The following is a 21,537-nucleotide window of genomic DNA, read 5'->3' as shown; positions in this document are numbered from 1 at the left end:
AGAAATTCCATATTGTTCAAATCAATTTTAAGTTGATATAATTCAAATATGTCTTTTAATTTGGAAACCCTTCAGCAGGTCATGGGGCCTGAAAAAGTCTTATCCGATTCTCCCTCGATCACGGCTTATTCTATTGATGCCGGCATTTATAAAATACCTCCAAAGGCTGTTGTCCTCGTCGAATCAGGTGATGATTTAGAAAAGGCGCTGAAGTATGCCAGGGAAAATAATGTCCCGTTAACGGCTCGAAGCGGAGGAACCAATTTAACCGGTAATGCCATTGGAGAGGGAATCATCCTGGAATTTTCCAGGTTCAACCAGCTTCTTGAAATCAATTCGAGTGAAAAGTGGGCAAGGGTCCGGCCAGGGATGGTTTACGCTGAATTAAACAGCAAACTGGCCGGAAATAAATGGATGTTTGCGCCTGATCCTTCCAGCGGAGAGATGTGCAAGATCGGGGGGATGTTAGGGAACAACTCCGCAGGAGCGCATAGTTTAAAATATGGCGCCACGAAAGATAATGTTCTCGAAATGGAACTCCTTTTGACCAATGGAAACTGGATCACGGCAAAAAACTACCCGCTTAATGACCCCGCGTTGAAAGCTCTTCAGAGCCGCAACCCTGCCATTTCGGATTTAATCAAACTGGTTCAGGAGAATTGTTCCTTGATTCTGGAGAAGAAAAGAAAAGTTTCGAAGAACTCGAGCGGTTATAATCTTTTTGCCCTGGCCGAAGGCCTCCAAAACGGAGTGTTCCCTCTTCATCAGCTTTTTATCGGGAGTGAAGGAACGCTGGGTTTGGTTAAAGAGGCGAAAATTAAACTCGTTCCCCGCCCGGAGGAGACCGGGACCGCCTTAATTTATTTTAAGAGTCTTTCTGAAATGAGCGGCGCAGTCAATGATATTTTGAAACTTACACCAAGCGCGCTGGAAATGATGGACCGAAATACGCTGAACCTCGTTGGCCGTGAACGATATGGGATTCCTTTTAATGCCGAAGCGATGCTCCTCGCGGAATTTGACGAATCTGTTAAAAGTAAAATGGAAAACCTCCGCGCCGTACTGGACCGGTACGAGCTCTGTGCTCCTGCGTCAGAAGCTTATGACGCCGAAAAACAGGCTGAACTTTGGAGGGTCCGAAAAGGGATTAACCCGGCGCTGTATCGATATGATGCCCGTAAGAAACCGATCCACTTTGCAGATGATGTCGTGGTTCCGGTGGACCGCATTCCCGAACTCATCCCCTATCTTGAACAATTATTTGAAGAGAAAAATGTGGTGGTCGCCATTTACGGCCATATCGGGAATGGCAATGCTCATATTAATCCTCTGCTTGATTTAAATGACCCGGCCGATTTTTCAAAGATGGTTTCCCTTTCCAAAGAAATCCATGAAGCCGTGATTCACCGGTTTAACGGTTCTCTCTGCGGTGAACATGGGGACGGGCGCGTGAGGGGAGAATTCCTCAGCGAACTTTACGGCCCTGAGCTATATCGCCTTTTTAAGGAGGTAAAGCAGTTATTGGATCCCGACCAGATCCTAAACCCGGGGGTGAAACTTTCTGACCGTTCTTTTACTGAAAAAATTGATTATGAACGGTATGCCAAATCGTGCGCGACGTGCGGAAAATGTAATACCGTCTGTCCGGTTTATGATGTGACCGGAGAAGAATCAAATGCGGCCCGCGGTTGGTTTCACATCGTAACGGCTTCCGACTATTCTTATGAAAAGGCAGGTCGGGTGGTCGAGGCGTGCCTCAACTGCAAGTCGTGCCGAACGGTTTGCCCCGCAGGAATTGATGTTTCGGAACTCATTTTAAAAAAGAGAGCCGAGCACCCCAACCTTGCGGCGGGTAAGATTTTTTCGCTCCAGACCCAGGAAAAGTTATTTAACAGGCTTTTAAAAGGAGCGGCGTGGACCCAGCCCCTTTGGGATAATCGCATCGGCCGATGGCTGATCGAATATCTTTCCCTCCCCTGGTTAAAGAAACTAGCCCCTACAGCGCGAATTCCTGCCGATTTGATTTTGCCCCGCCTGGCCAGACGTCATCTTCGGGAACGGAAGGCGGATTTGACGGAATCGAAAAGCTCGATGGCCTATTTTCATGGATGCGCCGCGAATTATTTTAACGACGGGGTGGGAGATTCAATCATAAGTTTGCTCGGCCAAAACGGGATAGAGGTTGCCCTACCGCCTCAGAAATGTTCCGGCACACCCATACAGACCTATGGTTTAATCGACCAGGTGAAGGAAAATGCCCGATTTAATATTGATTCGTTGAACCGATTTGAAAAAGTGATCACCGGATGCGCCTCATGCACCTTCATGTTAAAGGATTATCCGTCGATTTTTCCCGTTGGGGAATTTCACGACGAGGCCGTTCTCCTGGCCTCCAAAGTGGTTCATATTTCTGAATTTCTCGTTAAAGAGTTAGAAATCAAGCGCCCTCAAACCGTCCAGCAGAAAAAACGGGTGACCTATCATTCTTCCTGCCATCTTCGCGCCGCCGGGGTTTCCAAAGAACCGAGGGATCTTCTTCGCCAAAACCCTAACCTTGAATTTGTTGAGATGGCCGATGCCGACAGGTGTGCCGGCGGGGCCGGGACTTTTTGCATCAAAAACCCTGAACAATCTGCCGCTATTTTTAAGCGGAAGGAAAAAGCCATTCTGGAAAGCGGAGCTGAAGTGGTGGCGACCTCATGCCCGGCCTGCATGATTCAGCTCCGGAATGGTCTAAACGGGAAGGTTGAGGTTAGACACATCGCCCAACTTTTGTAGGATAGAGCGGCGGATTTTCTTTCATTTTATTGACAAATCCAATATTTCCCGCTAAATTCACTAAAAAAGAGTTGTTAAGGAGAATTCATGGCATCCCACAAAAGAAAATTTCCACGTTTTCCCCTTTCCGGTCTGGTCATCGTTAATGTTCCAGGTAAAAATCTTCAATTTTCAGGGACGATAGAGTTGATTGCCATGGAAGGACTTGGAATTTATACCAAGGAAAAAATTGAGACGGGAACGCGTGTGTCGTTGCAGATTGTCAGCTTCACGGGAACGATCTCTTTAAATTATGTGTTAGCGGGACACGTCCGGAACAACGATAGACAAAATGAATTTGGGGTTGTGGGGATCCAGTTTGAAAAACCGGTCAATTCAAAGGATCAACCGAATCTTTATGAATTTTTAATCGCCCAGGAAAAGAGACTAAACGAGTTTATAAAATCAAAATAGACTTTATCTGACCGGGGTCCTGGCGCATCGGAATCCCACATCCTGAAAAGACGCCTGAGGTTCCGAAAAAAACCGGTAGGAGGTTCGATAGAAATATTTCAGGGTATAATGGCCCACTCCGCCGTAGCTGCCGCCTCTAAGGACTTTATTTTTCTCCCCGAAATCTTCACTTTTATAATCTGTGCCGGGGTAGGGTTTGTACCAATCGGAGGTCCATTCCCAGACGTTTCCAATCATGTCATAGGCTCCGTAGGGGCTTTTCCCTTTTTCATAACTTCCCACGGGGGTTAAATCCCCGATTCCTGAATCTCCCATGTTAGCAAAGTCTTTTTGGTATTCGTTCCCCCAGGGGTATTCGCGGCCATCTGTTCCTCGCGCGGCCTTTTCCCATTCGGCTTCTGTCGGGAGCCTTTTCTTTTGCCATTCGCAATAACGAGAGGCGTCGTACCAATTAATCGACGTTACCGGATAATTGGCCCTTTTGGAAGGAAAAATTCCGTTCGGCCAGCTGCGGGGAGAAACTGACCGGGTCGCGTCGACAAAAAGTTTATATTGTGCAATGGTCACTTCAATTTGATCGATGAAGTAGAGAGGGAGATAAATTTTATGCTCGGGGTGTTCGTCGACAAACATGGGTCGCCGCATTCCAAACTCGGTAGAAACTCTGTCTTTATCAATTTTATTGCTCCCCGCGATAAACTCTCCTGCGGGAACTGCCACCATTCCCTCTGGAGGAGGAATTTTTGAAGGAGTACAGCCCGTAACAATAAAAACCGTAGAAACAAGCAAACCAAAATATTTTTGAAAAAAAATCAACAGGGACAGGCTCCTAAATTTTGGGAAGGGTCACTCCGATTTGAGATTGATATTTCCCTTTTTTATCGGCATAGGAAAACTCACACATTTCATCGCTTTCAAAGAAAAGAACCTGCGCCAGTCCTTCGTTGGCATAGATTTTTGCCGGGAGGGGGGTGGTGTTGGAAATTTCCAGTGTGACATAGCCTTCCCATTCAGGTTCAAACGGGGTGACATTGGTGATAATGCCGCAACGGGCGTAGGTTGATTTTCCCAGGCAGATCGTAATGACATTTCTGGGAATTCTGAAGTATTCAACGCTGCGTGCAAGGGCAAATGAATTGGGAGGAATGATGCAGACCTCTCCTTTAAAATCGACAAACGATTTGGGGTCAAAGGTTTTGGGATCGACGATGGTCGTATTGATATTCGTAAAAATTTTAAATTCATCCGAGACCCTTAAATCGTAACCATAGGAAGATACCCCGAAAGAGATCACCCCGTTTCGCACCTGCTTTCCCTCAAACGGGGTGATCATCTTTTTTTCAAGTGACATTTTTGTGATCCATCGATCGCTTTTAACCATAAATCTTCCTTTTTCAAGACCAGCGATAGACTTCGCACCCACTTATTAATCATGTCATTGCGAGCACCGAAGGGTGCGTGGCAATCTTATCGTAAAGTCTTGAGATTGCTTCGCTTCGCTCGCAATGACAACTTTCTATCTCTGTTTTAGGGCTGATTTCAGGGAGACGGACGGTTGGGTTTCGCCAAACAAACCTTTACGAAAAAAGCCGTTTGCAGGCCAGAACACCAGGGATCAGGGATTGACGGCGGGAGCCGAAACTTTGGACTCTTCCGGCTGAGGATACATGAAAATTTTATTTTCGTAATTTTTAACGATGACCTGGTTTGTGTCTTTGTGAATCAAGACATCTTCCGGAAGGATCGCTACTTTGCCTCCTCCGCCGGGCGCGTCAATGACAAAGTGAGGAACCGCCATTCCGGAAGTATGGCCTCTCAGCGCTTTGATAATTTCAAGGCCCGTTTCAACGGAGGTTCTGAAATGATCAGTTCCCGAAACTAAATCTGCCTGATAAAGGTAGTACGGTTTTACCCGAATCGCCAGAAGCTTTTGCATCAGAGATTTCATGACCTCGGGATCATCATTAATTCCCCTTAACAGCACGGTGTGTCCACCTAAAGGAATTCCGGCATCCGCCAGTTTTGCGCAGGCTTCTTTCACTTCCGGAGTAATTTCGTCCGGATGGTTAAAATGAAGGTTCATGTAAAAAGGATGATATTTTTTCAACATCTGACAGAGTTTGTCCGTAATCCTGGAGGGGAGTGTTCCGGGCACCCGGGTTCCAATCCTGATAATCTCAATATGCGGAATTTCTCTTAAACTCCTAACGATCTTTTCAAGATATTCATCGGTTAATAAAAGAGGGTCTCCGCCCGACATGATAATATCGCGGACTTCCGTATGGACGGTTAAGTAATCGACCCACCCTTCAAGAACTCCCCTGGGAATAAACCCGGGTTCGCCCACAAACCTTTTTCGGGTGCAAAAACGGCAGTAAATCGGGCATTGGCTCGTCAGATAAAGGAGTACCCGGTCAGGATAACGGTGCACGAGATTAGGCACGGGACTGTCATGCCCTTCGGCAAGCGGATCGTCCATACACGAGGCCGAATAGTTGGATTCCTCTAACATCGGAAGCACCTGTTTAATAATCGGATCCCCTTTTTCCTTCATTAAATTGAGAAAATAGGGGGTGATTCGGAGGGGATACTGTTTGATCAGGTTTTCCAGTTCTTCTTTATTTTCAAGCAATGGAAAGTGTTGGGCCAATTCGTCAATGGTTTCAATGCTTTCTTTTAAGTCTTTTTTCCATTGTTCGGAAGGAATCATTTAGGCAATGTTCTCTTTCTTGTTTTTTCCGTAAGTTTCCTCAAGATATTTCACAATTTTGTCTTCGTCATTCAGGACGATATCTCCATCCACAAAAACCGGCACAAGATATTGTCCCGAAACTTCAAACACTTCTTTCCGAAGCTGTCGCGGGCCCGGGACCTCTGTTATTTCGCAGGTCAGGGATAGCTCATCGAGCTTATCCCTGACGAGCTCACAGAAAGGACATGATTCCAAACTATAGAGTTTCATTTCTCCCCCCCTGTTTTTTAATACTGCAGGGCGCCATAATGGCATCGGCCATCCCATGAATAATTTTTTTATCGGATGGACAGATCGTTGCCAGGGCCCCTCCCAGGACGACCTCCTCTCCCGTGACAAAGTAATAAGGGCAAACCCGGGTCCGGCCACTCATTTTAACAAGCGATTCGGTCCCGCCATCCCAATAGTTAAAATCCTCCTTTTGCCCTTGATGAAACTCCTGCAGGATATGAGGGGATTGATAAAAGGAAGAAAGCGCGCCCGTCAGGCTCGCCTGCCACTCCGGACTTGAAAGATCATGTCCGATTTTAACCCCCCTGGCCCCCCAGGCCAATTCCGAGAATCCTGACGGTTTAATGACAAACCGTCTCTCCTTTTGCCCTGCGATAAAAAGATCCGTCCATTGAGAGACCTGTTTTTGGCGGAAAATCAAATCAGGAATGATTCCATAGGGAGGAAGTTCCCTGGGATCTAAAATCCATGTTTTCGGGATGAACTCCTTCAGAAAATGAAAAGTTTCCTCTCCCAGCTCTTTCTCCCAATAGGACTTAAGAGCGGGATGATGAAAAAGCGCAAACCACATTTTTTCTTCAAGGAATGCCTTTAGAGGGGGAGTCGTGACGACCTTTTCCTTTTTCGTGGCATAGAGCAAAAGATCAATCTTTGGGATATTTTTGTAATCAAAGAGCTCCAAAAAACGGTATAAAACCGTTAAGGCACTTTCTTTCTCGCCTCCCCTGGGGTAAATCGCTTCTTCTGTAAAAGTGAGTTCCTCGGGCCGGTAAACCTTTGCGGAAAATCCGGGCTCGTCTAATGCTTTAGAAAAAGCGGCCATTTCTGGAAGATAATCCCTTGACTCTTCAGAAACAACAATGCCTAAATTCAGGGGAGAGTCGGAGGATGACCCGGTTAGGTTAAAGATCATTTTTTTAAAACCGGAAACCATCCCGTCAGAACCTCCGATCACCGGATATCCCAGTTTTGAATAAGAGGTGTTCAACTGGTGGATTAAACCAAATCCGCCCGGAACAGAATCCAACTCGGAAATCATCATTCCTTCCGGCGTCAGGATCAAATCGGGTCGAAGAATTCCCGGAAGATTCGACTTAAACCGGTTCATTCTCCCATATTCCACAATCTGTTGGGGCTTTCCCAGGTCAAGATAATAGGCGATCCAGGGGGGTTGAGTCCCTTTTACGCTCTCAAAATAAAGCTTGTTTTGGGTTTTATAAAATCGAAAAATGGATGTGCCAAGTCTTTGAAGGGTTTCAACTTCCCGGGAAGAAAGCCCGTAAGGTTCCGGAGACACACGCCAGGAGAGGGGAATATGACTTCGAATGAGTTCGTCTTTAACGGTTTTACAGAAATTTTTTAAATCGGTTTGGTCAGGGGAAAGTGATGGAGGTTCTTCAACCGGGGAAGTTGTCGATTTAATAACCATGAAAGAAATCATAACATGTCAGGCAGGGCTCTTCAACAAAAAATCCCAACGGAATTTTCAGCCTGACCGGCTAAACAATATTTTCTTTTTTACCGGAAGGTCCGGAAAATTGGTAAAAAACCCGTCGATGCCCATTTTCAGGTATTGGTTAACCTCAGGGAGAGAATTGAGGGTGTAGACCCAGACAACCATTTTTAAACGATGGATTTTTTCGGAGACCCCTTTTTTCAATTTATGGGGGGGTAAGTTAACAGAAAATGCTTTTAAATCAATTGCTTCTCTTAAATAACGATATCGAGGTTGTCGGTTAACCAGGAGCCCCAAAGCTATTTTTTTATCACAAGCCCTGACCTGTCTTAAGATCTTCCAATCAAACGAAGAGAGGATAATTTCTTTTCCCATCCCATGTTTTGATAAAGTTTTTAATAGGGAGGGGATGGCGGGGGAATTTTTCTTTACTCTGCCTTTAATTTCAAGGTTCAACCTGACTTTATGTTTTGCCCAGGTTAAAAGTTCTTCCAGGGTCGGAACTTTTTCACCGGCAAATTGAGGGGAGAACCATGATCCGGCATCAAGCGTTTTTATTTGGCCTAACGTAACGGATTGAACTTTCTTTCTGAGTCCGCAGGTTCGTTTTAAGGATAAATCGTGCATGACAATCCAGTAACCGTCTGAGGTCAGTTGAATGTCGAGTTCGATCATATCCGCTTTCATCTTTACGGCAGCTTCAAAGGCAGATATTGTATTTTCAGGAACGTAGGCGGACGCCCCCCGGTGGGCGATCACAAAGGGATGTTGAAAGAGTTTTTTAATAGGTTTCATCATGGTTCGGGTTTACTATATAAAGGAAGCCGTTTCAGTTCAAATAAAATCTAATTTGACAATTTGAATCATTTCATATAATTCATATAGAACAATTGCAGGGGAAGGTAAAGGTTTTTTGGAAATGATCGAGTGGATAATGATAACGGGTTTAGTGACCTTAATCGGCGTTTTGGTTTTTTTTGTCTTTTTTCAAAGCAAATTGATTTCTCCATCCACCTTGCTCATCCAGCAGCAAATTGACTATGTTCGAACGGAAATGTCGGAAAAATTTTCCCAGACGCTGACGCATGTCAATGAGCACCTCACCCAGCAGTCCCTTCAATTGAATCAGCAAATGGGGAACCTGGTTCAAGAGATGCACGCTCAACTGGGAAAAATGGGCGAACAGATCCATAGCGCCGCCGGACAGATGGGAGCGCGTTTAGATCACGCCGCTTGCGTCGTGGGTGAGGTTCAGCAGAATCTGGGGGCGCTTTCCAAAGCGACAGAAAACGTGTACGAGGTCGGGAAAGATATTGCAAGCCTTCAGGAAATCTTAAAAACCCCCAAGTTAAGGGGATCTTTTGGGGAATTTTTCCTGGGGGAACTTTTAGGACAAATTCTCCCATCTTCTTGTTTTACTCTCCAGCACGTCTTTAAAAGCGGGGATATCGTCGATGCTCTGATTCACCTTGGACAGGGGGGTGTTCCGGTTGATTCCAAGTTTCCTCTCGAAAATTTTAAAAGAATGATCGGATCTATGAATGAGGAAGAACGAAAAGGGTATCGGAAAAAGTTTGTTCAGGATGTCAAAAAACACATCGATCAGATATCCCTCAAATACATTCTTCCGGATGAGGGAACCTTTGATTTTGCCTTGATGTATATCCCGGCCGAGAATGTCTATTATGAAACGATTATCAAAGAAGAGTTGAAAGGAGAGGAAACTTCCATATCCCTTTATTCTCTTGAACGGAAGGTCATTCCTGTTTCTCCTAATTGTTTTTATGCCTATCTTCAGGCCATCGTGCTGGGACTCAAAGGGCTTCGTATTGAGAATTCGGCTAAAGAAATTCTGGACTACCTCTCCCGTTTAAAAGGAGATTTTGTCAGGTTCAACGAAGAATTTGAAATTCTTGGTAAACATTTAAATAATTCCAGGTTAAAATATGAGGATGCGGTTAGAAAACTCGACCGTTTTTACAATAAATTGGAAGAAATAGAGGATCCGTTACATTCCGTGAAACCCTCGGTCAAGAATATTGATGTTTAAGGTTTTATAGGAACAGAAGGGTTGACTGTATGTAAAAAAGTCTCCTTCTTTTGTCAAAGTTTTTTTGAAAAGATCTCTTCTCGATCTATCTAATTGAAAAATAGACTATTTTAAGAGTTGAAACTGAATGCCTGTGGTACGAGTTTTGCTTTCCTTAAGAAGGACGGAAATTTTTTCTAGAAGGAGTAGTTGATTTATACCTTTGACAACTGGGCTAAAATCCCAATTTTAATCGTTTTTTCTTTTGTTTTGTTCATCGTTGGTTGTGACCTGAAAGGGGGAAAATCCGAGCCGTCGGAGCTGAGCTTTTCCCCATTTCCCGCGAATAATTTTCGTCGGGTTCCGATCAATACGACGATACGAGCCGTTTTCCAGTCTCCTCTTGATCCTCAATCTATTCATCCCGATCTTTTTTTATTAATGGATTCTTCCGGAAACAAGGTCCCTTGCAAATTGGACTACACCCCTTTTCCGGGAAGCGGGACTTTTGTTTTGATCCTTACGCCTTTAAGTTATTCACAAACGCCCCCGGTTTTTTTAAATCCTGACGCCACCTATACCGTAGCGTTAGGGGCAGGGATTAAAAGCCAGGCTGGAGACGCTCAAACCGGTTTAAATACCTGGTCATTTAAAACGAATAACTCAGCCGATTTTACACCTCCGGCGTTTAATGGCCTCAGCGCTGCCCAGGGTGTGGATATGGGGTCCATTAAATTAACGTGGGGTCCGGCAACAGACAATCCAGGAGGAACGCCGTCCGACCAGCTCATTTTTTCAATTTGTTATGCGACCAATGCCTTTGTCTGTCAAACCCGATATGCCCCCGTATTATCAAGTTCTACCGTCTCGACCGATTCTAATGGAAACTTTTTTTATGTTGTCAAATCACTTAAGCCGGAAACAACTTATTATTTTATCGTCAGGGTTGAGGATCTTGCCGGTAACCGGGACACCAACACAGTCGTGGTCAATGGAAAGACCAGGGGCGGAAAATTATATGTTGCCAACTTCGGCAATAACGAGATTCTGGCTTTCGATCACCCTTCAAAATTAAGCAGTTCGACCGCGACGACTGTCCGTTCTATTAAAGCTTCTCTGAACAATATCGTTGATCCCTATGGAATATTTTATGATCAGGTAAACAACCGGCTGTTTATTTCCACCTGTAAAACGGTTTCCCTTTATAGTTTGGTTGAATCCCTGGATCCAGTTGTCTGCCAGCCTGGAAGCAGCAAGATCGCAGTATACAATAATACTCCAACCCTGCCGGGAAAAGACCAGTTGCCCGACTGGACGCTGGTTAATAGCGGGTTAAATGGTCCTGTCGGGGTGTTTCTCGATAATTCTCTGGATAGTTCAGGGAAGAGAAGAGATACTCTGTACGTCGCCAATTTTGTGGGTAGTTCCGTAACGATTTATGATAACGTATGGTCATCCTGCCAGAAGACGTTAGTTTTAGGTAGTCAAACCTGTTCGGTCACACCGCGCGCCAATTTTACAAGTCCTGATTTAACAAACCCCTTTGGAATTGCATTTGATCCGGTTAAGCAATTTTTATACGTTTCCAACTATATTAAATCGTTCCGGGTCATAGACTCCAATACCGGGAATATCACTCCGGTTGTTCCCGGTTCAACCGTCGCAGTTTTTAACGATAACGGCGCCGGCTCAATTCTGAAAAGCTTTCCCGGCACTTATTCTGCGTATAAAACAATCTCAGGATTTAATTCGCCCTCCGGTTTGTGGCTCGATAGCCCGATGGATACGCTTTATATTGCCAATCCGGGCGCCAGTCTGGGACCGTTAAACGCCTATCCTGGAATTGTAGCCATCTGTAACGTAAGTTTGATCATGCCTGGGCCGCAGTCTATTCCAGGAATTTCAAACCCGTGCACGATCAGTCCTCCTCCCTCTTCTCCTGCGGCTCAGTATCTGGCCGGATCGAATACAGGGCTCCTCTGGCCTGTAACGATGGCGATGACCAATAGCTTAAACAGCAGCATGCCGTCACTTTACATTTCGGATTATTCTTATAATAATGTCAGTATCTTTTCGCCAAATCCCTTATTTAGCGCCACGACTGTTTCTTATAATACCTCGCCCAATGAAATCCTCCATGGATTTAATAACGAAATCCGAAAACCGGTGGGGATTGCAGTGAGTGATTCTGCCGGTGTCGATAATCTCTATGTGGCCAATTCAGGATGGGATCAAATTTTATTTTTTGATCAACTCGCTGCAAATTTTAGTCAATGTTCCGGAACCTTTCCTCCTTTTCAATGCTCATTTCCTCCCCAACGACTGATTAGTTCTTCGATTTCAGCCCCTTCCGGACTTTTCCTGAATAATTCTAAGGATATCAATGGAACTCAAAAAGACCGTCTCTATATCAGTGCCTTTTTTAACAATTCGATTGTGGTATTGGACGGGGTCAGTACGTTAAGCGGCAATGCCTATCCTTCTATTTATAAAATAATGACCAGTTCGGCGATTCAAAACCCTTTTGGAATTTTTGTCGATTCCAGCCAGTCGCGTGAATGGGTTTATGTGGTGAATTCCAGAAAAGATCCGGCCGGAGTCTTTGCAGGCATGTTTGCCGTATTGGTTTTTGATGTGTCATTATGCCCGGCAAATACAATCTTTTGCGATATGGATTTAATTCCCGGTGGAGTCCGGGTGATCCATAGCGCGGATTTTGATAATCCGGCAGGAATATGGGTAGACGAGGGATTGGGCCCTAACAATCAGCCAAGAGACATTTTGTTTGTTTCAAACCGCGGCCAGTCAAGTTTTTCCAGCCCGGGGTCTTTAGTGTCGTTTAGTTATTCCAGTACGCTGTCGGGATCGGTGCCGGCGACAAAAATAATTCAGGGAGACCAAACCTCCCTTTTTACGCCTGCAGGTCTTTTTATGGATTCCGCAAAAAACCAGCTTTATATTGCCAATCAAGGTTATCATGATGTTTTAGTTTTTAACCAGCCCCAGAGTTGTATTGTCAACGCGGGAACGAATAACTGTAATATCGCCCCTGATCGGACAATTTATAATACGGCTGATATTCTTCATTCGATTGACGCCCCTTCTTCGATTGTCATTGATTTTTCATCAGATCAACTCTATTTGTCGGATCTGGGTTTGTATCAAATGTATTCTTCTCTCCTGATTCTCAATCAGGCCTCCTCAGTCAACGGGCAGGCTTTTATTTCAGGCGCTTTTGTTTCAAGCCCTTCCGGTACCGGCGGTGTTTATCAACTCAATCTGCCTGAAGCGATTGGACTGGATAATACCCGGTGATTTTAAAGACAATTAGGTGGAGGAGGCGGAGGAGGGGAGCCTTGTATATTAATGAATAGAGGGGTAGACCCTGCAATATTACCTGCCGTTGCTGTAATGGTATCCGTTCCAAAAGTCTGCTTTGCTGAAGCCAACCCCGTTTTCTGATCAATGCAGGATGCTGGTCCAGAATCACTCCAGGTAAAAACGACTCCTGAAACTCCGTTTCCACTACTATCTCTGGCAATTGCCGTAAACTGTTGAGTGTATGGGAATGAGATAATGCTTGGACTCGGCGGGCTCACATCAATTGAAACAAAACTTACGCCGCTTGAATCACTTTTACTTCCGCACCCCAGAAGGATTAATAATAATAAAGCAGTGACAATCTTCTTTCTCTTTTTGGATTTCATCGTCGAGTCCTTTTCTATATTCTAACGTAATTTCTATAAAAATCATGTTAAAATGCCTTTCTATGTTCTCAGCCCGGTCGAATTTCAGCCAAAAGCAGAACCGATTATCAAAAACATTCATGCGCAAGCAGGGGGCGGGAGCGCGGATCATTGATCTAACCGAGTCCAACCCGATTCGATGTCAATTTACCTATCCTCCTGATTTATTGAGGATTTTCTTAGATCCACTCAATCTTAAATATGATCCGAACCCCAGAGGAAGTCTCGAAGCTCGAAAAGCGGTTTTGAACTATTATCATCTGAAAGGGGTGAAATTAGATCCAACACAGGTTTTTCTGACAGCCAGTACGAGTGAAGCTTACCATTACCTGTTTCGTCTTCTTTTCGATAGCGGCGACCATCTTTTGGTTCCACGCCCCAGCTATCCGTTAATTGGCTATTTGAGCCAGCTAAACGATATCGACGTCGATTTTTTTGATCTCAGTTATGAAAGTTTACATTGGAAAATAGATTTTGATTCTCTGTCCGGAGCGATCCATTCGAGAACGAGGGGAATTTTAATCGTCCATCCCAATAATCCAACAGGATCTTATGCAGATTCAGAGGACCGGAACAGGCTCATTTCGATGGCCAAGAAACATCGCCTTCCGATCATTGCTGATGAAGTCTTTTTTGATTATCTTTATCCCGGGGGCCAAGCTCTCCCTAAAAGTTTTTCTGCAAACGCCAGGTCGTTAACCTTTACGTTAAACGGTCTATCCAAGGTGGCGGGGTTGCCCCAGATGAAATTAGCCTGGATTGTCATTACCGGACCCAAGGGAGAGGTTCAAAGGGCCGTCGACAGGTTGGAAGTGATTGCCGATACCTATCTGTCTATCAATACTCCTGTACAGAATGGTTTAAAGAAAATTTTTGAAAATCGGCTATTGATCCAATCCCAAGTCATGCATCGGATTCTTTCAAACCGTCGTTTCTTAATCCGACAATTAAAAAAAATACCGGGTTGTGTCTGCTTTAATGCGGAAGGGGGATGGTATGCCGTTTTAAAATTGCCCCAAATCCGGACAGACGATGAATGGGCAGTGAGAATGTTGCAAAAAGAAGGGGTTCTGGTTCATCCGGGACATTTTTACGATTTTACACGGGAGGCCTGTTTGATTCTAAGCCTTCTTCCCCCAGAACCCCTCTTTAACGCGGGGATTAACCGATTCGTCGACAGAATCGAAAAAGATTTAAGGTAGTTAAAAAGCTATTCCATCTCCATCATGGGATGCGACCGCTTCATCTCATGCATCTTCTTCATCTGTTCTTTGGGAACAAGTGTCTTGATTTTTGCCAGCTGTCGGACGAAACTTGACCATAAAGGTCCTTCAAGGGCGCCGATTTCTTTGAGTTTAGCTTCCGCTTTTTCCAGATTGATTGTGTCTTCCTCCATGATCTCTCTTAATTCCTGCTCCGCTGTTTTTAGTTTGGCTTCATTCAGTCCGTTTTCCGCGCGGTAAGCATCCCTGAGGGTTTTTAGATCGTTCACCTGCTTTTCACTCAATTCCAGAGCATCTTTCATTTGAAGAAAGTGGATGGCGGCATTGTGAGGTTTCATCAAATAGCCCATGTTATATCCATGAGGTCCTGAACGCTCCATTGGATGATCCGTTCCATAAGGAGGCATCATGGGGTGGTTTCCCATATCAGGCCGGCCGGCGTATGAATCGGGTTGAGCGTTGCCTGGAGAAGCAAGGGAAAACAATAAAACCAAAACCGCGGACAGGATTTTAAAAAAGTTCTTCATATCAAATCTTCCTACCTTTCATGAGATGAGGTTTTAAAATACCGAAAAAAGATTACTCCAATTTCACTGAAAAATCAAATCATCCTGTTTCTTAAGAAACAGGATTAAAAAAGTTGACAAGAATAGAACTCTTGGCTATAATAACAATAAGAATTTGATCGAATGACTCACAGCCTCGTTTTATTTTCTTCTAACCAGTTCCAGTAATTTAAGGTATTCACCGGATTAATCCCCGTAAGCGGCTTCTCTAAAAAGAAATCATGTTACTACAAAGAAACTTAATTTTGTACAACCATCTTGTTTAATTGGCAATTTAAAGTCTGTTTTGCGGCGAGTGCAAATCCAATTAGCCCAAAAATGCTCATTTTTCAACCCTGTAAATACCGGTTGTTCCATTTCTATTGATCATAAAACTTTTGTTAACCATTTTTTACAAGCGGGCGGTTTTTCGTTTTATCCTGATATTTTAAGCAGAAAAGGAAAGAAAGACCGGTCTAGTAGCCAAACTTTAAGGGAGATTTTTATATGAATCTGGCTGAATTAAAAGAAAAAGCAATTGCAGAACTCAATGATGTCGCCAAGGAGCTCAAAATTGAGGGAGCAAGTAATTTGAGAAAGCAGGAATTGATCTTTGCGATCCTTCAGGCTCAATCTGAAAAAAACGGAACAATCTTTGGCGAGGGCGTTCTCGAAACCCTTCCTGACGGGTTTGGATTTTTACGGTCTCCCGATTATAACTATCTTCCGGGTCCCGATGACATCTATGTTTCACCTTCACAGATCCGCCGGTTTAATTTAAGAACTGGCGACATTGTTTCTGGAAATGTCCGTCCTCCGAAGGAAGGGGAACGCTATTTTGCCCTTTTAAAAGTCGAAACGATCAATTTTGAGGATCCTGAGGTCGCCAGGGATAAAATCCTTTTTGACAACCTGACTCCGATTTATCCGATGGAACGGATTAAGCTTGAATCCAGCGTCGATGATTATTCAACCCGAATCATCGATTTAATCACGCCGATCGGGATGGGGCAGAGAGGTTTGATTGTGGCTCCTCCCAGAACCGGAAAGACGATGCTGCTTCAGGCGATTGCCAAGTCCATCACGAAGAATCATAAGGACGTGACCTTGATCGTTCTACTCATTGACGAACGGCCGGAAGAGGTGACCGACATGCAGCGGCAGGTTAAAGGGGAGGTGGTGAGTTCCACCTTTGACGAACCGGCCCAGAGGCATGTCCAGGTTGCCGAAATGGTTCTTGAAAAAGCAAAAAGGTTAGTTGAGCATAAACGAAACGTAGTGATCCTTTTGGATAGTATTACGCGCCTGGCTCGTGCGTTTAATCAGGTTGTCCCCCCCAGCGGAAAGGTTTTATCCGGAGGTTTGGATGCCAACGCGCTCCAGCGGCCCAAACGTTTTTTTGGATCCGCCCGGAATATTGAAAACGGCGGGAGTCTGACGATTATTGCGACCGCATTGATCGATACGGGAAGCCGGATGGATGACGTCATCTTTGAAGAATTCAAAGGAACGGGCAACATGGAGCTTCACCTGGAACGGAAACTTGCCGATAAACGTATTTTCCCGGCGATCGACATTAATTTATCCGGAACCCGCAAGGAAGAGCTTCTTGTTGATAAAGAAGATTTGAATAAAATGTGGATCTTAAGAAAGGTGTTAAGTCCGCTGGGATCTATTGAAAGCATGGAGTTTTTGATGGATAAAATTAAAGGGACAAAAACGAACAAGGAATTTCTGGAATCGATGCATAAATAGGAATTGAAAGTCTAGATTATTTTGTGATATTATTCCATTTTTACAGTTCACCCCATAAGATAGAGCGAAGAACAGGCTTTGCCTGTTCAAGCGAGGGGCATGGGGGCATCGGAGGACAATCTTATTTTAGCCGCACGGGTCCCCCATTATAATAGAAAGAAAGGTCAGTTATGAAAACGGAGATTCATCCAGCATATCAGGAAACGCAGATTATTTGTGCTTGCGGGGCGGTGGTTAAATCCAAGTCAACGGCAAAAGAAATTCATCTTGATATTTGTTCCTCATGCCATCCCTTCTTTACAGGTCTTCAAAAAATTGTTGATGCCGAGGGTCGAGTCGAACGATTTAAAAAGAAATACGCAAAAAAATAATTCATTTTTATTGCTTTATTTTAAAACCCGACCCTGCCAGAATAGCTGAGGTTGGGTTTTTTTTTATGTCATTAATAGATAAAGGGGTTTATGGCGACTTCGGAAACGGTTATCCTGCAAAAACTAGAAAACTTAAGTCAGCGTTATGACGAATTGCGTAAGCTTTTAGGTAACCCCAAGGTATTGGCAAACCCGCAGGAGTCTCAAAAATACGGCAAGGAACAAAAAGAAATATCGCCCCTTGTGTCTCACTTTAACCAGTATAAAGAGATTCAAAAACAGAAAGAAGAGGCGGAACTCATTTTAAACGATCCCGGGCTTGATGCGGAGTTCAAAGAAATGACGCTAAATGAAATCAAGAGTTTGAATCAGGAAAAAGAAAGGCTTGAAGAAGAGATCAAACGTCTCATGGTTCCCAAAGACCCCCGCGACGAGAAAAACGTCTTTCTTGAAATCCGCGCGGGGACGGGAGGGGAAGAAGCAGCCCTTTTTGCCGCCAATTTGTTCAGAATGTATTCGAAATATGCGGAGTCGCAAAAGTGGAAACTGGAGATTCTAAATTCCAATCTCACCGGAATCGGAGGGATAAAGGAAATTGTCGCTTCCATTGAAGGGAAAAGAGTTTACAGCAAGCTCAAATTCGAGAGCGGTGTCCATCGGGTTCAAAGGGTGCCCTCGACTGAAGCGGGAGGGCGGATTCATACTTCGACGGTGACCGTGGCCGTTTTGCCGGAGGCTGAGGAGGTTGACATCAAGATTAATGAAAAAGATCTTCGGGTCGATACTTTTTGTTCCTCCGGACCCGGGGGACAAAGTGTGAATACCACCTATTCTGCCGTTCGACTTACCCATATCCCGACAGGGGTCGTTGTGAGTTGTCAGGATGAACGATCCCAGCTCAAAAACCGGATTAAAGGGATGAGAATTTTGCGTTCCCGTTTGCTGGAGATGGAAAAGGAAAAACTGGAGAACGAAATCGCGCAAAACCGAAAAAGCCAGGTTGGCACAGGCGAGCGGAGCGAGAAAATCAGGACCTATAACTTTCCGCAAAATCGGATAACAGATCACCGGGTGGGTCTGACCCTGCATCGATTGGAGTCGGTTTTGGAAGGGGATATCGATGAAATGATTAATGCGCTTTCGGCATGGGACAACGCGGAGAAGTTAAGAACGGCATGAACGGAAACCTGGCCGCTGAGAATAAACTTTTAGAAGATGCCTCTCCCCCCAAGACGTTTATCGCGCTCGTGAGGAGCGGAGGGAAATATCTTCAATCCCTGGGCATCGGTGATAATCCTCGTCTCCAGGCCGAGCGGTTATTGGGCTCTTTATTGAAATGCCGCCGGCTTGATTTGTACCTGAATGCCGGTTCTGCCGACCCGTCTCTCGTGGAAGCGTTTCATGCGCTTCTGGAAAGAAGGGGAAATGGCGAACCCCTTCAATATCTGACCGGGGAACAGGAATTTTTAAAACGCTCTTTTAAGGTCGGCCAGGGGGTTTTAATTCCCCGCCAGGAAACTGAATTGTTGGTGCGGGAAGCCCTCCGTTATTTAAAAATCGGCCCGTTTATTGACCTGGGAACAGGAAGCGGGTGTATCGGAATTTCTCTCTTACTGGAAAGTAAAGAGGCCGTTCAAGGATTTGGCCTGGATTTTTCGGAGGAAGCGATCGCGTATGCGAGGGAAAATGCGCAATCGCTGGGTATCGTCCCCCGCTCCCTCCATTTTAGAACCGGGGATCTGTTTTCACCCTTACCGGCTCAATTAAGGAACTCGTTTGAAATGATTGTTTCCAACCCGCCCTATTTGAATATGCACCTGGATAAAATTGAACCGTCGGTTAGATTGTTTGAGCCCCGCGTTGCTTTGGATGGAGGGGAGGGCGGAATAAAGGTTTATGAAAGAATTTTTAGTGAAGCGGGGTTGTGGTTAAAATGCGGTGGTTTTTTAATTTTGGAAATCGGATACAACCAAAAGGCGGCGATTCTAAATCTTTTAAAAAAGTTCCCTTTTTTGAAAGTTATTAACGTAACCAGAGATGAGCAAGACATTGATCGGGTGATGACGATGATCTACGATCCGGTTTAAATCGTTCTTTTCATTTTTACAGGGGCTAAACGGCTTTATGGATCAAATGGTGATCACAGGGGGTGTTCCGCTTAAAGGGGAAGTAACGATTAGCGGGGCTAAAAACGCTGCGTTACCGATCCTGGCGTCTTCCTTATTGGGAGAAGGGGTCAATGTCTTTTCGAACGTTCCCAGAATGGGAGATATTTCCACGATCAAAAAACTGTTGCGCTGGCTGGGCGGCCGGATCGAAGAACGGGATAACCAATGTTTTATCGAGTTTAAAAATATTGAACATCAGGACGCTCCTTACGAAATGGTCAAGACCATGCGCGCCTCTATTCTGGTTCTGGGGCCTTTATTAGCCCAGTGCGGTGAAGCGTCCGTTTCGCTTCCCGGAGGCTGTGCCATCGGCGCCAGGCCGGTAAATTTAACCCTCTCTGCCCTGGAAAAGATGGGAACCGAGGTTAAAATTGAACAGGGGTACATCAAAGCCAGGGTAAAAAAACTGAAAGGGGCCAAGATTGTTTTTGACGCGCCGACGGTTACAGGGACCGAAAACATCATGATGGCGGCGACCCGGGCTGAGGGGACAACCATTCTGGAAAATGCCGCCTGTGAACCTGAAATTGTTGATCTGGCCAATTTTCTTTCTTTGCGGGGCGCGTCGATTCACGGCGCGGGTTCGGAAACCATTACGATTCATGGGGTCCAAAATCTTCAAGGGGCTCATTATACCATCATGCCCGACCGGATTGAGGCCGGAACATTCATGATCGCCGGCGCCATAACGGGAGGAGATATTTTCATTAGAAAAGGCCGTGCCCGCGATCTCAAAGCCGTCCAGATTAAACTCCAGGAGGCGGGAATCCAGGTTGATGAAGATCAGGATGGAATTAGAGTGAGAGCCAAAACCGGAATTGAATCGGTGGATTTCAAAACAACCCCCTATCCAGGCTTTCCGACAGATTTGCAGGCCCAGATGATGGCCTTAATGACCATTGCCCGAGGGTTCTCAATCATTACCGAGATGATTTTTGAAAACCGGTTTAATCATGTCGCCGAATTAAAAAGGATGGGAGCGGATTTGCGGATTACCGGTAACCAGGTTGTGGTTCGCGGGCTCAGCCGTTTAAGCGGCGCCCAGGTCATGGCTTCGGATCTGAGGGCCAGCGCTTCTCTGATTTTAGCCGGATTGGCGGCTGAAGGCGAAACCTGTATTTCCAGAATTTACCATTTGGACCGGGGGTACGAAAAAATGGAGGAAAAGCTTGTCCCGCTTGGGGCTAAAATCGCGAGAATCAAGGAAGCATCATGAAAGATTGGTTAACGATTGCTTTATCGAAGGGGCGGCTTTTAAACGACTCTATTATTTTACTTAATAAGGTCGGTATCTCACACCCGCAGTTATTATTGAACGGAAGAAGACTCCTTTTTGATCTCCCGAATCAAAAAATCAGGTTACTTCTTGTGAGAGCGGCGGATACGCCTACCTATGTTGAATATGGCGCGGCGGATATCGGGATCAGCGGCAAAAACATTCTGCTGGAAGATGAAAAAGAAATCTTCGAACCGTTAGATTTAAAGTTTGGTTTTTGCCGGATTATTCTGGCAGAACCGATTGGGGCCGAGTTAACCCGTAAAAAAAACAGCTCCAAATTGACGATTGCCACGAAATATCCCGGCATTACTGAAAAATTCTTCAGTCAAAAAGGGATTTCCGTGGAAATGATTAAGCTCGGAGGATCAATTGAACTGGCTCCTATGCTCGGATTGGCGGATCAGATCGTCGATCTGGTTTCTACCGGAGCGACGTTAAAAGCCCATCACCTTAAAATAGTGGAAGAAATCGCCTCTTCGACCGCCCGGTTGATTGTAAACAGGGCCAGTTTAAAGTTAAAGTATCAACGAGTTTTCGAATTGATCGATCAAATCAAGTCTGTTATTTCTTGAAGAGGGACTTTATTTTACTAATACAAACGCATTTAGTGCTGTTACGTTGTCATTGCGAACGAAGTGAAGCAATCTCTAATGGTTTCAATAGATTGCTTCGTCGCTCCGCTCCTCGCAATGACACATTACTTATTACGTTTGCTATAATACAAACGAAAAAATAATTGTGACATGTTTCT

The 21,537-nt window shown here is 45.0% G+C and carries 19 protein-coding genes; 11 read left to right on the top strand and 8 right to left on the bottom strand.

Annotated elements, in window-relative coordinates:
• Positions 1-48 precede the first annotated feature (48 nt).
• A complete protein-coding gene (locus tag HYR79_05435; protein MBI1821135.1) occupies positions 49-2,778 on the top strand; it encodes an FAD-binding oxidoreductase in 2,730 nt (909 codons plus the stop codon).
• 87 nt (positions 2,779-2,865) lie between these two features.
• Positions 2,866-3,231 carry a PilZ domain-containing protein gene (locus tag HYR79_05430; GenBank protein MBI1821134.1) on the top strand — a complete coding sequence of 122 codons (366 nt, stop codon included), beginning with the start codon at positions 2,866-2,868 and terminating at the stop codon, positions 3,229-3,231.
• A 3-nt stretch (positions 3,232-3,234) separates the two neighbouring features.
• Here the strand turns inward: HYR79_05430 and HYR79_05425 are convergent, their stop codons facing one another.
• From HYR79_05425 to HYR79_05400, 6 genes are all read right to left on the bottom strand, one after another.
• On the bottom strand, positions 3,235-4,047 hold the full coding sequence (locus HYR79_05425) for a formylglycine-generating enzyme family protein (GenBank protein MBI1821133.1): 813 nt from the start codon (positions 4,045-4,047) through the stop codon (positions 3,235-3,237).
• 13 nt (positions 4,048-4,060) lie between these two features.
• Positions 4,061-4,612 carry a dCTP deaminase gene (locus HYR79_05420; protein ID MBI1821132.1) on the bottom strand — a complete coding sequence of 184 codons (552 nt, stop codon included), beginning with the start codon at positions 4,610-4,612 and terminating at the stop codon, positions 4,061-4,063.
• A gap of 234 nt (positions 4,613-4,846) precedes the next feature.
• Complete coding sequence (locus tag HYR79_05415) at positions 4,847-5,941, bottom strand: KamA family radical SAM protein (GenBank protein MBI1821131.1); 1,095 nt, start codon at positions 5,939-5,941, stop codon at positions 4,847-4,849.
• Positions 5,942-6,238, bottom strand: a complete 297-nt coding sequence (locus tag HYR79_05410) for a glutathione S-transferase N-terminal domain-containing protein (protein ID MBI1821130.1) — start codon at positions 6,236-6,238, stop codon at positions 5,942-5,944.
• Positions 6,180-7,643, bottom strand: a complete 1,464-nt coding sequence (locus HYR79_05405) for a hypothetical protein (GenBank protein ID MBI1821129.1) — start codon at positions 7,641-7,643, stop codon at positions 6,180-6,182. The genes HYR79_05410 and HYR79_05405 overlap by 59 nt, the downstream gene beginning before the upstream one ends.
• A 57-nt stretch (positions 7,644-7,700) precedes the next feature.
• Entirely contained in the window at positions 7,701-8,468 is a 768-nt protein-coding gene (locus tag HYR79_05400; protein MBI1821128.1) for a hypothetical protein, read from the bottom strand.
• A gap of 121 nt (positions 8,469-8,589) precedes the next feature.
• Between HYR79_05400 and HYR79_05395 the strand changes: the two genes are divergently transcribed.
• On the top strand, positions 8,590-9,720 hold the full coding sequence (locus tag HYR79_05395; protein MBI1821127.1) for a DNA recombination protein RmuC: 1,131 nt from the start codon (positions 8,590-8,592) through the stop codon (positions 9,718-9,720).
• A gap of 189 nt (positions 9,721-9,909) precedes the next feature.
• A complete protein-coding gene (locus HYR79_05390; GenBank protein MBI1821126.1) occupies positions 9,910-13,014 on the top strand; it encodes an Ig-like domain-containing protein in 3,105 nt (1,034 codons plus the stop codon).
• A gap of 2 nt (positions 13,015-13,016) precedes the next feature.
• Here the strand turns inward: HYR79_05390 and HYR79_05385 are convergent, their stop codons facing one another.
• Positions 13,017-13,406, bottom strand: coding sequence for an Ig-like domain-containing protein (locus tag HYR79_05385; protein ID MBI1821125.1), 390 nt, complete (start codon positions 13,404-13,406; stop codon positions 13,017-13,019).
• 119 nt (positions 13,407-13,525) lie between these two features.
• Here HYR79_05385 and HYR79_05380 point away from each other — a divergent pair, with 119 nt between their 5' ends.
• Complete coding sequence (locus tag HYR79_05380; GenBank protein MBI1821124.1) at positions 13,526-14,647, top strand: pyridoxal phosphate-dependent aminotransferase; 1,122 nt, start codon at positions 13,526-13,528, stop codon at positions 14,645-14,647.
• A gap of 8 nt (positions 14,648-14,655) precedes the next feature.
• Here HYR79_05380 and HYR79_05375 read toward each other — a convergent pair whose 3' ends face one another.
• The gene (locus tag HYR79_05375; GenBank protein MBI1821123.1) at positions 14,656-15,195 is read right to left on the bottom strand and encodes a hypothetical protein; all 540 of its coding nucleotides are present in this window, start codon (positions 15,193-15,195) and stop codon (positions 14,656-14,658) included.
• 525 nt (positions 15,196-15,720) lie between these two features.
• On the opposite strand from HYR79_05375, the gene rho reads away from it, so the two are divergent.
• The 6 genes from rho (at position 15,721) to HYR79_05345 (ending at position 21,358) form a co-directional block, all read left to right on the top strand.
• Positions 15,721-16,968 (top strand): transcription termination factor Rho, encoded by a 1,248-nt coding sequence (gene rho / locus HYR79_05370; GenBank protein MBI1821122.1) that lies wholly within the window; start codon positions 15,721-15,723, stop codon positions 16,966-16,968.
• Positions 16,969-17,138: 170 nt separating this feature from the next.
• Positions 17,139-17,339, top strand: coding sequence for a 50S ribosomal protein L31 (rpmE, locus tag HYR79_05365; protein MBI1821121.1), 201 nt, complete (start codon positions 17,139-17,141; stop codon positions 17,337-17,339).
• Positions 17,340-17,450: 111 nt separating this feature from the next.
• Positions 17,451-18,518 (top strand): peptide chain release factor 1, encoded by a 1,068-nt coding sequence (gene prfA, locus HYR79_05360; protein MBI1821120.1) that lies wholly within the window; start codon positions 17,451-17,453, stop codon positions 18,516-18,518.
• Positions 18,485-19,426, top strand: coding sequence for a peptide chain release factor N(5)-glutamine methyltransferase (prmC, locus tag HYR79_05355; protein ID MBI1821119.1), 942 nt, complete (start codon positions 18,485-18,487; stop codon positions 19,424-19,426). The genes prfA and prmC overlap by 34 nt, the downstream gene beginning before the upstream one ends.
• 37 nt (positions 19,427-19,463) lie before the next feature.
• Entirely contained in the window at positions 19,464-20,723 is a 1,260-nt protein-coding gene (gene murA, locus HYR79_05350; protein MBI1821118.1) for a UDP-N-acetylglucosamine 1-carboxyvinyltransferase, read from the top strand.
• Positions 20,720-21,358 (top strand): ATP phosphoribosyltransferase, encoded by a 639-nt coding sequence (locus tag HYR79_05345; GenBank protein MBI1821117.1) that lies wholly within the window; start codon positions 20,720-20,722, stop codon positions 21,356-21,358. The genes murA and HYR79_05345 overlap by 4 nt, the downstream gene beginning before the upstream one ends.
• The last annotated feature ends 179 nt before the right edge of the window (positions 21,359-21,537 follow it).

The sequence above is a fragment of the Nitrospirota bacterium genome (genome assembly GCA_016178585.1).
Taxonomy (GTDB): domain Bacteria; phylum Nitrospirota; class Nitrospiria; order JACQBW01; family JACQBW01; genus JACOTA01.
This window is presented reverse-complemented; position numbering and strand designations above follow the sequence as displayed.